Raw genomic sequence first — 12,661 nt, forward strand, 5'->3', positions numbered from 1 at the left:
CTAATTTGTAATATTTACCATTACCACTCTTAGTAAAGTTTGTATGCCATTATTACCCGTTCCTATTGCAGATATTGTATGTGTTCCTACACTATGCTTTGTAGTATCTAGCTTATAACTAAACCCCGAATTATTACCAACTTCAGGATATACTAAAGGTACATCTGTTCTCGCAGCTCCATATAAAGCTGTGCCATTAAAGATACCATCAACAAATATCTCGACCTTGGCAACTCCCGATGCATTATAGAACCAACCATAAACATTAGTTAATCCTGATATATTATCACCCGATCTAGGCGAATCCAAATATCCTACTTCAGTAGCTGTTGTTCTTACATTTAGTCCACTAGTTGGTGCTGATATGTTTTTTGTTGCATCATATGCTTTTACTGTGTATACGTACAATGATCCTTGGGCCAAACCTGCATCAGCGTATACCGTTCCTGTTACGCTTGCCAACTTGATTCCGTTTCTGTACACCTCATAGCCACTTACTCCTACATTGTCAGTTGATGCTGTCCAGCTTATATTCACTGTCTTGTCTGTCTTTGCATCTACCTTCAATCCTGCTGGTACTGTTGGTGCTTGGGTGTCACTAATCACTTCTTGCAGAGATATATCGTCAATATTTAATGTCTGTCCTGATGGTAATGAGTTTCCAACAAAGAATGTAAGTCTGCCATTATAATCGGTCATATTTGATGTAAATAAACAGTTATAAGTCTTCCACTCAGTACTAATATTAACATTTGTAACATTTGAGTAAGAAGTCCATGGGCTATCTAGCCTCATAATCTGTATACTAGGAATTGTAAATGTAACTGATGCTTTTGCTTTAAATGTTAGGTTATATTTTTTACCAGCGTCAAGTTTTAATCCATAAGTATAAAATTGTACATCTGATACTCTACTTCCTATAGTGTTACAAGTTATTTTATAACTTGCAGGCATTGAAGCATATTGGATAGTATCTCTAGAACCAGTGGCATTACCAGAAGTTTGAGACCAAAAGCTCCAATTGCTTGTACTTACGTTGAAATCTGTATTGGAAATCAATTCAGCTAAAGTATTTACACTCAAGTCTGCACTTGCTGCTGATATGTTGCTTGATCCATCATATGCCTTCACCGTGTATACGTACAATGTTCCTTGGGTTAATCCTAAATCGGCATATACTGTTCCTGTTACACTTGCCAGCTTGGTTCCGTTTCTATATACTTCATAGCCTGATACTCCCACATTATCCGTAGATGCTGTCCAGCTTATATTCACTGTCTTGTCTGTCTTTGCATCTACCTTCAATCCTGTTGGCACTGCCGGTGCTTGGGTATCGTTTGCTATTACACTCAACCCTACACTTGCTGCCGATATGTTATTTGTTGCATCGTATGCTTTAACCGTGTACAGGTACAGTGTTCCTTGGGCCAAACCTGCGTCAGCGTATACCGTTCCTGTTACACTTGCCAACTTGCTTCCATTTCTATATACCTCGTACCCTGCTATTCCTACATTGTCTGTAGATGCTGTCCAACTTATGTTTACTGTCTTATCTGTCTTTGCATCTACGTTCAATCCTGTTGGTACTGTCGGTGCCTGGGTGTCATTTGTTCTTACACTCAAGCCTGCACTTGCTGCCGAAATATTATTTGTTGCGTCATATGCCTTAACGGTGTATACATAGAGGGTTCCTTGAGTAAGTCCTATGTCTGCATATACTGTTCCTGTTACGCTTGCAAGTTTGACTCCATTTCTATATACTTCGTATCCTGTTACTCCTACATTATCAGTTGATGCTGTCCAGCTTATATTCACTGTCTTGTCTGTCTTTGTATCTACCTTCAATCCTGCTGGTACTGTCGGTGCCTGGGTATCATTTGTTCTTACACTCAACCCTGCACTTGCTGCTGATATGTTGCTTGTTGCATCATATGCCTTCACCGTGTATACATACAGCGTACCTTGGGTTAATCCTAAATCGGCATATACTGTTCCTGTTACACTTGCCAGCTTAGTTCCGTTTCTATATACCTCGTATCCACTTACACCCACATTGTCAGTTGATGCTGTCCAGCTTATATTCACTGTCTTGTCTGTCTTTGCATCTACCTTCAATCCTGCTGGTACCGTTGGTGCTTGGGTATCATTTGTTCTTACACTCAAGCCTGTACTTGCTGCCGATATATTGTTTGTTGCGTCATATGCTTTTACTGTGTATACGTATAGGGTTCCTTGAGTGAGTCCTATGTCAGCATATACTGTTCCTGTTACACTTGCCAACTTGCTTCCATTTCTATATACCTCGTACCCTGCTATTCCTACATTGTCTGTAGATGCTGTCCAACTTATGTTCACTGTCTTGTCTGTCTTTGCATCTACCTTCAATCCTGTTGGTACTGTCGGTGCTTGAGTGTCGTTTGTTCTTACACTCAATCCTGCACTTGCTGCCGATATGTTGCTTGATGCATCGTATGCTTTTACTGTATATACGTATAGAGTTCCTTGGGTAAGTCCGCTGTCTGCATATACTGTTCCTGTTACACTTGCCAGCTTGGTTCCGTTTCTATATACCTCGTATCCACTTACTCCTACATTGTCTGTAGATGCTGCCCAACTTATATTCACTGTCTTGTCTGTCTTTGCATCTACCTTCAATCCTGTTGGTACTGTCGGTGCTTGAGTGTCGTTTGTTCTTACACTCAATCCTGCACTTGCTGCCGATATGTTGCTTGATGCGTCATATGCCTTCACTGTGTATGTATATAATGTTCCCTGGGTCAAGCCTATATCCGCGTATACTGTTCCTGTTACGCTTGCCAGCTTGATTCCGTTTCTATATACCTCGTACCCACTTACTCCTACATTGTCTGTTGATGCTGTCCAGCTTATGTTCGCTGTCTTATCTGTCTTCGCATCTACCTTCAGTCCTGTTGGTACTGTCGGTGCTTGAGTGTCGTTTGTTCTTACACTCAAGCCTGCACTTGCTGCCGATATGTTGCTTGATGCATCGTATGCTTTTACTGTATATACGTATAGAGTTCCTTGGGTAAGTCCGCTGTCTGCATATACTGTTCCTGTTACACTTGCCAGCTTGGTTCCGTTTCTATATACCTCGTATCCACTTACTCCTACATTGTCTGTAGATGCTGCCCAACTTATATTCACTGTCTTATCTGTCTTCGCATCTACCTTCAGTCCTGTTGGTGCTGTCGGTGCTTGGGTATCATTTGTTCTTACACTCAAGCCTGCACTTGCTGCCGATATGTTGCTTGATGCGTCATATGCCTTCACTGTGTATGTATATAATGTTCCCTGGGTCAAGCCTATATCCGCGTATACTGTTCCTGTTACGCTTGCCAGCTTGGTTCCGTTTCTGTATACCTCATACCCTGTTACTCCCACATTGTCTGTTGATGCTGTCCAGCTTATGTTCACTGTCTTATCTGTCTTCGCATCTACCTTCAGTCCTGTTGGTACTGTCGGTGCTTGGGTATCATTTGTTCTTACACTCAAGCCTGCACTTGCTGCCGATATGTTGCTTGATGCGTCATATGCCTTCACTGTGTATGTATATAATGTTCCCTGGGTCAAGCCTATATCCGCGTATACTGTTCCTGTTACGCTTGCCAGCTTGGTTCCGTTTCTGTATACCTCATACCCAGTTACACCCACATTATCAGTTGATGCTGTCCAGCTTATATTCACTGTCTTATCTGTCTTTGCATCTACCTTCAATCCTACAGGTACTGTCGGTGCTTGAGTATCATTTGTTCTTACACTCAAGCCTGCACTTGCTGCCGATATGTTGCTTGATGCATCATATGCCTTCACTGTGTATACGTACAATGTTCCTTGGGTAAGTCCGCTGTCTGCATATACTGTTCCTGTTACACTTGCCAGCTTGGTTCCGTTTCTATATACCTCGTATCCACTTACTCCTACATTGTCTGTAGATGCTGTCCAGCTTATATTCACTGTCTTATCTGACTTCGCATCTACCTTCAATCCTGTTGGTACTGTCGGTGCCTGGGTGTCATTTGTTCTTACACTCAAGCCTGCACTTGCTGCCGATATGTTGCTTGTTGCATCATATGCCTTCACCGTGTATACGTACAATGTTCCTTGGGTGAGTCCGCTGTCTGCATATACTGTTCCTGTCACTCTTGCTAGCTTCGTTCCGTCTCTATATACCTCGTATCCACTTACTCCCACATTGTCTGTAGATGCTGTCCAGCTTATGCTCACTGTCTTATCTGTCTTTGCATCTACCTTCAATCCTGTTGGTACTGTCGGTGCCTGAGTGTCGTTTGTTCTTACACTCAACCCTGCACTTGCTGCTGATATGTTGCTTGTTGCATCATATGCCTTCACCGTGTATACATACAGCGTACCTTGGGTTAATCCTAAATCGGCATATACTGTTCCTGTCACACTTGCTAGCTTGGTTCCGTTTCTATATACTTCATAGCCTGATACTCCTACATTATCAGTTGATGCTGTCCAACTTATATTCACTGTCTTATCTGTCTTCGCATCTACCTTCAATCCTGTTGGTACTGTCGGTGCCTGAGTGTCGTTTGTTCTTACACTCAACCCTGCACTTGCTGCTGATATGTTGCTTGTTGCATCATATGCCTTCACCGTGTATACATACAGCGTACCTTGGATTAATCCTAAATCGGCATATACTGTTCCTGTTACGCTCGCAAGCTTGGTTCCGTTTCTATATACCTCGTATCCACTTACTCCTACATTGTCTGTAGATGCTGTCCAGCTTATATTCACTGTCTTATCTGTCTTTGCATCTACCTTCAATCCTGTTGGTACTGTCGGTGCCTGGGTATCGTTTGTTATTACACTCAAGCCTGCACTTGCCGCTGATATGTTGCTTGATGCATCGTATGCTTTTACTGTATAGACGTATAGAGTTCCTTGGGTAAGTCCGCTGTCTGCATATACTGTTCCTGTTACACTTGCTAGCTTGGTTCCGTTTCTATATACTTCATATCCTGTTACTCCTACATTGTCTGTAGATGCTGTCCAACTTATGTTCACTGTCTTATCTGTCTTTGCATCTACCTTCAATCCTGTTGGTGCTGTCGGTGCCTGAGTGTCGTTTGTTCTTACACTCAACCCTGCACTTGCTGCCGATATGTTGCTTGATGCATCATATGCCTTCACCGTGTATACGTACAATGCTCCTTGGGTGAGTCCGCTGTCTGCATATACTGTTCCTGTTACACTTGCTAGCTTGGTTCCGTTTCTATATACTTCATAGCATGTTACTCCTACATTGTCAGTTGATGTTGTCCAGCTTATATTTACTGTCTTATCTGTCTTTGCATCTACCTTCAATCCTACAGGTACTGTCGGTGCTTGGGTATCATTTGTTCTTACACTCAACCCTGCACTTGCTGCTGATACGTTGTTTGTTGCATCGTATGCTTTTACTGTATATACGTATAGGGTTCCTTGAGTGAGTCCGCTGTCTGCGTATACGGTTCCGGTTACACTTGCAAGCTTTGTTCCATTTCTATATACCTCGTACCCTGCTACGCCTACATTGTCGGTGGATGCTGTCCAGCTTATATTCACTGTCTTGTCTGTCTTGGCATCTACCTTCAATCCTGTTGGTACTGTCGGTGCTTGGGTATCGTTTGTTCTTACACTCAAGCCTGTACTTGCTGCCGATATGTTTGATGCATCGTATGCTTTTACTGTGTATACGTACAATGTTCCTTGAGTAAGTCCGCTGTCTGCATATACCGTTCCTGTCACACTTGCTAGCTTGGTTCCGTTTCTATACACCTCATATCCACTTACTCCTACATTGTCTGTAGATGCTGTCCAGCTTATATTCACTGTCTTGTCTGTCTTCGCATCTACCTTCAATCCTGTTGGTACTGTCGGTGCTTGGGTATCATTCGTTCTTACACTCAACCCTGCACTTGCTGCTGATATGTTGCTTGTTGCATCATATGCCTTCACCGTGTATACGTACAATGTTCCTTGAGTAAGTCCGCTGTCTGCATATACCGTTCCTGTCACTCTTGCTAGCTTGGTTCCGTTTCTGTACACCTCATATCCACTTACTCCTACATTGTCTGTAGATGCTGTCCAGCTTATATTCACTGTCTTGTCTGTCTTTGCATCTACCTTTAATCCTGTTGGTACTGTCGGTGCCTGGGTATCATTTGTTCTTACACTCAAGCCTGCACTTGCTGCCGATATGTTGCTTGATGCATCATATGCCTTCACCGTGTATACATACAGCGTACCTTGGGTTAATCCTAAATCGGCATATACTGTTCCTATTACACTTGCTAGCTTGGTTCCGTTTCTGTACACCTCATATCCACTTACTCCAACATTATCTGTTGATGCTGTCCAACTTATATTCACTGTCTTGTCTGTCTTCGCATCTACCTTCAATCCTGATGGTACTGTCGGTGCTTGGGTATCGTTTGTTCTTACACTCAAGCCTGTACTTGCTGCCGATATGTTGCTTGATGCATCGTATGCTTTTACTGTGTATACGTACAATGTTCCTTGAGTAAGTCCGCTGTCTGTATATACCGTTCCTGTCACACTTGCTAGCTTAGTTCCGTTTCTGTACACCTCATATCCACTTACTCCAACATTGTCTGTAGATGCTGTCCAACTTATATTCACTGTCTTGTCTGTCTTCGCATCTACCTTCAATCCTGTTGGTACTGTCGGTACCTGAGTGTCGTTTGTTCTTACACTCAACCCTGCACTTGCTGCTGATATGTTGCTTGTTGCATCATATGCCTTCACCGTGTATACATACAGCGTACCTTGAGTTAATCCTAAATCTGCATATACCGTTCCTGTTACGCTACCTATCTTAGTACCGTTTCTGTATACCTCGTATCCACTTACTCCCACATTATCTGTTGATGCTGTCCAACTTATATTCACTGTCTTGTCTGTTTTCGCATCTAGCTTCAATCCTGTAGGTACTGTTGGTGCTTGGGTATCGTTGGTTCTTACACTTAATCCTGTGCTTGCTGCCGATATGTTACTTGTTGCATCGTATGCCTTTACTGTGTATACGTAGAGGGTTCCTTGAGTCAAGCCTATATCAGCGTATACTGTTCCTGTTACACTTGCCAGCTTGGTTCCGTTTCTATACACCTCGTACCCTGTTACTCCTACATTATCGGTAGATGCTGTCCAGCTTATGTTTACTGTCTTGTCTGTCTTTGCATCTACCTTCAATCCTGTTGGCACTGTCGGTGCCTGGGTGTCATTCGTTCTTACACTTAATCCTGTACTTGCTGCCGATATGTTATTTGTTGCATCGTATGCCTTTACTGTGTATACGTAGAGGGTTCCTTGAGTCAAGCCTATATCAGCGTATACTGTTCCTGTTACACTTGCCAGCTTGGTTCCGTTTCTATACACCTCGTACCCTGTTACTCCTACATTATCGGTAGATGCTGTCCAGCTTATGTTTACTGTCTTGTCTGTCTTTGCATCTAGCTTCAATCCTGTTGGTACTGTTGGTGCTTGGGTATCGTTGGTTCTTACACTTAATCCTGTGCTTGCTGCCGATATGTTACTTGTTGTATCGTATGCCTTTACTGTGTATACGTAGAGGGTTCCTTGAGTCAAGCCTATGTCAGCGTATACTGTTCCTGTTACACTTGCCAGCTTGGTTCCGTTTCTATACACCTCGTACCCTGTTACTCCTACATTATCGGTAGATGCTGTCCAGCTTATGTTTACTGTCTTGTCTGTCTTTGCATCTACTTTTAATCCTGTTGGTACTGTTGGTGCTTGGGTATCGTTTGTTCTTACACTTAACCCTGCACTTGCTGCTGATATGTTGCTTGATCCATCATATGCCTTCACTGTGTATACGTACAATGTTCCTTGGGTGAGTGCACTGTCAGCATATACTGTTCCTGTTACACTTGCCAGCTTGGTTCCGTTTCTATATACCTCGTATCCTGCTACTCCTACATTGTCGGTGGATGCAGTCCAGCTTATATTCACCGTCTTGTCTGTCTTTGCATCTACCTTCAATCCTGTTGGTACTGTCGGTGCTTGGGTATCGTTTGTTCTTACACTCAAGCTTGCACTTGCTGCTGATATGTTGCTTGTTGCATCATATGCTTTTACTGTATATACGTATAGGGTTCCTTGGGTAAGTCCGCTGTCTGCATATACTGTTCCTGTTACACTTGCCAGCTTGGTTCCATTTCTGTACACCTCATAGCCACTTATTCCTACATTGTCAGTTGATGCTGTCCAGCTTATATTCACTGTTTTATCTGTCTTTGCATCTAGCTTCAATCCTGTTGGTACTGTTGGTGCTTGGGTATCGTTGGTTCTTACACTTAATCCAGTGCTTGCTGCCGATATGTTACTTGTTGCATCGTATGCCTTTACTGTGTATACGTAGAGGGTTCCTTGAGTCAAGCCTATATCAGCGTATACTGTTCCTGTTACACTTGCCAGCTTGGTTCCGTTTCTATACACCTCGTACCCTGTTACTCCTACATTATCGGTAGATGCTGTCCAGCTTATATTCAGCGTCTTGTCTGTCTTTGCATCTACCTTCAATCCTGCTGGTACCGTTGGTGCCTGGGTATCATTAGTTCTTACACTCAACCCTGTACTTGATGCCGATATGTTGCTTGATCCATCATATGCCTTCACCGTGTGTACGTACAATGTTCCTTGGGTGAGTCCGCTGTCTGCATATACTGTTCCTGTTACACTTCCCAGCTTGGTTCCGTTTCTATATACCTCGTACCCTGTTACTCCTACGTTGTCTGTTGATGCTGTCCAACTTATATTCACTGTTTTATCTGTCTTTGCATCTACCTTCAATCCTGTTGGTACTGTTGGTGCCTGGGTGTCATTTGTTCTTACACTTAACCCTGTGCTTGCTACAGATATGTTGCTTGAAGCATCGTATGCTTTTACTGTGTATGTATATAATGTTCCCTGGGTCAACCCTATATCTGCGTATACCGTTCCCGTTACGCTTGCTAGCTTGGTTCCGTTTCTGTACACCTCGTACCCTGCTACTCCTACATTGTCTGTAGATGCTGTCCAGCTTATATTTACTGTTTTATCTGTCTTATCATCAACCTTTAATCCTGTTGGTACTGTCGGTGCCTGGGTGTCATTTGTTCTTACACTTAATCCCGTGCTAGCATCAGACAAATTGTAGTCTCTGTCAAATGCCTTTACTGTATATACATATAGAGTTCCTTGAATAAGACCTGTATCACTATAAACGGTTCCAATAACACTTCCAATCTTAGTTCCATTCCGATATACCTCATAACCAGTAACTCCTACATTATCTGTTGAAGTTGTCCAGCTTATATTTACAGCATTAGCTGTTTTGGAAACCAATTTCACTCCAGTAGGAACAGATGGCTTAATATCGTCATTTTTTATGTTATATATTTTCTTGGTAACTTTATCACCAGCGGTAACTTCAACAACCATTCCTGTGTCAACATTTCCTGATGTAACCTGAGTTACATTATCATTCTTTAATAATTTTACTGTTGCAATCTTATTAATTCTTATGTTATTAAAGAAATCAGTAACAGTCGTCTCATACGGAATATTTGTTATTTTACCAGAGTTTACATCAACTGTGTATAAGTATGAACTTAGGCTTACATCAGTATAACTGGCAGTATCTATTGTAAAATTCCAATTAGAATCACACCTGTTATTTACATTATCATAAACAGTGGCTGTAACAGTGTGATTACCATCTAGCAATGTATCTAGCAATAGTTTGTAACTACCGTTTCCACTATCAACCAGTATATCATTTGAAATAACTTTGCCATCTAAAGACACTGTTAAAGAGCTAGTATCTATTCCTGAATCAGTGTCCATAGCATTAAATTCAATTTGTTTTGGTCGCACATACAATGTCTCTCCATCTTTAGGCAAAACTGGTACTATAACTGGCTCAGTTAAATCCATAGCTACCATTTCTGTTTTATAACTGCTTAAACTCTTCACACCTAAATAATTGACAGATACAATTTCCATCTGATGCTTACCTGGAGCTATTTCTATTGTTGTGTCAAACTTCAAATTATCTTGAATATTCTCTTTTGAACATAAAACTCCATCTATATATGTCTCTATTGATTCACCTTTTTGACCATGACCCTCAACCCAAACATAATTCTTACCATTCATCTGGAATTTTTTAATTTGATCAATTTGAGGCATTGTTGGCACTGAAGAATTGATATTTACCGCAATAGGTACATCAATAAAATACTCTGAAATGCCAGTTGTGTAAGGCCCAGTCCCCGATCCTTCAATATATTGCCAACCATAAACTTTCTCAATTACAGAAACATTTTCTGTATAACATCCAAAGTCTGGATTTAAATTAATTCCTTTAACATTTATTCTTGCTTTACCAATATACCATCCATCAGGAATGTCTTTTTCAAACTCAACACTTCCAACAACTGAAGCAACCATTCCAGAAGGTATTCCAGTAACAATTCCCCCAGTAACATCGGTTCCATCATGAGCTTTAAATGAGGATGTTAATACATTCACAGGCTTTCCGTTCATATCCTTGAATTCAAGCATTTTTAATCCAACAAAATCAACTTTATTTTGGAATGAACTCTCGTAAATATTCAAATCAATATCGACATTATTAGTATTACTCAAAACATATTTAACGGCTTCAACTTCAGGCACAGCACCGATATTGCCAATTTCTGTAACTTCAAGACTGTATTCCTGATCCTTTTCTCCCTCTGGAAGCTTAACTACAATTCTGTATGGACCACTAATAGGATTATGTATGACTACCATATCATTTATATTACTTAATGTAATCACTTCTGATTGTAATATAGTATTCTCAAAGATACCATTAACAGCATTTCCAATATGTTTACCATCCTTGTCATACACATGAAGTTCCATTTTTGACAAATCTTTTGAAGCTAAAATGATTTTAATGTCTTTAGTCGAGTTTCCAACGGTATAAAGTATTTCTTCTGCTTCCCCACCTTCCAGTTTTTTACCCATAGGTTGACTAACTTTTATTTGTTTTCTGAAAGCATTTATCTGTGCCTCAGTTCCAGCATAAAAATGTGCAATAAATGGTCCCTTTGGATCACCAAGTGTCATTGTACCAGGTTCTGATATATTTATTGTAATTATGCTTCTATAACCAGTAACATCACTTAATGTTGATTTCTGAACTTCAAATGGTATTTTTATTATTTTAGTCTCACCAGGCTTGATTGAATATTGGTCTGAGTTGAAACTACCAACTTTCATCTTTCCTGAACATAAATCCATATCGACGATTACAGATATATCACCAGAATGGGTATTCTTTAAGGCAATCACTGCTTCACCTTGTGAATAATTTTCACCTATGTTAGTTATCAAATCTGGTACTGATACACTTTTCACTTCTACAGGTATTGGTGGATCAATCTTTCTCCATCTATCAATGTTTGTTATTAAGTTTTTAACTGACTCTGCTATACTAATTTCTCTGGTATATGCTATACCAGTACCAGTTATCATGTTAGCTAAATCTGATGCTATTCTTTTCCTTGAATTATTCTCCAATGTCAAAATATCACATTCGATTTCCCTAATCCTACTTGTAGTCATTCCATATAAAATACCATATGGAATGTTAATTAAGGATAAAACAGGACTAATTCCTATTGCAAGGGACATTGGCTGCCATAAAGCATTAATACTATATATCCTCCCTTTAAGAATGTTATTATTTGCTCGATCAAGTATTACACCATACCCACTTGAAGTATCTTTTAGCATCTTAGAATATGAATCATTCAAAAATTTCAAATCTTTAATAGCAGGATGTACTTCATCTGAATTACTATCAAAAATATTTATCTTTTTATATTTTGCAGGTCCTTTATATGGTTTGTCTACTGTACCTGATATTGCTTCAATTTGATCATTTAAATCTTCAAGGTACTGAGCTAGCACTTCAACTGGATAATAAGAGGGATAACTATTTGAGTTATTATATCCTTTTATAATAGATATAGACTGATCAATCATCCTGTCTGTAACAGTTTTTAATGAAGCAATATCTTTTATTTCAGTTGTTGTCTTAAGCATCATACCCGGGCTTAAATCAAGGTTATCATCTTCAACATCTTCATATGGACTGTCAACATATAAATCGCTGTTAAGGTAATTTTCATATGATTCAAATATTCCGCTTTTGGTAAGTATTTCAAATTGTTGCTTTCCAAGAATTTCATATGCTACAAGCCTTATTCTTTCATATGTATTTCCTTTAGTGTTTTGAATTATAGGCTCTAATTTGTCTATACCTATTAATCCTGATAACTTTTGTCGAACATCATCATCATTTCCAAATTTTACTTTCTTTAGAGAATCAAAAGTTTCCTTATTCCATGTTTTGTAATTATTTAAATTTTTAAGGGAAGTTCTTGAGTCTTGCTCTTTATCAATAAGACTACTTACTTCTTTTAGGTTAACATTGCAGGAATATAGTATTCTTTGTACATCCTCTCTATCAACCCAATTATCACCTTGTTTTACTTGATATTGAGTAACAATCTTAAGGTTTCTAGGCTTTTCGTCTATTATGCTTGTTGCAGTG

Annotated in this window: 1 protein-coding gene (cut by a window edge); it reads right to left on the reverse strand. The window is 40.0% G+C overall.

Going from position 1 to position 12,661, the window contains the following annotated elements; genetic code table 11:
• A protein-coding gene (locus tag Bccel_RS09475) for a fibronectin type III domain-containing protein (protein ID WP_050753324.1) crosses the window boundary here: on the reverse strand, positions 1-12,661 show its end. 22,028 nt of this gene lie beyond the right edge of the window; the window shows 12,661 of its 34,689 coding nt (coding positions 22,029-34,689); its start codon lies off the right edge, out of view; it ends in the stop codon at positions 1-3.

Source organism: Pseudobacteroides cellulosolvens ATCC 35603 = DSM 2933 (assembly GCF_001262605.1).
In the GTDB taxonomy this organism is placed as follows: domain Bacteria; phylum Bacillota; class Clostridia; order Acetivibrionales; family DSM-2933; genus Pseudobacteroides; species Pseudobacteroides cellulosolvens.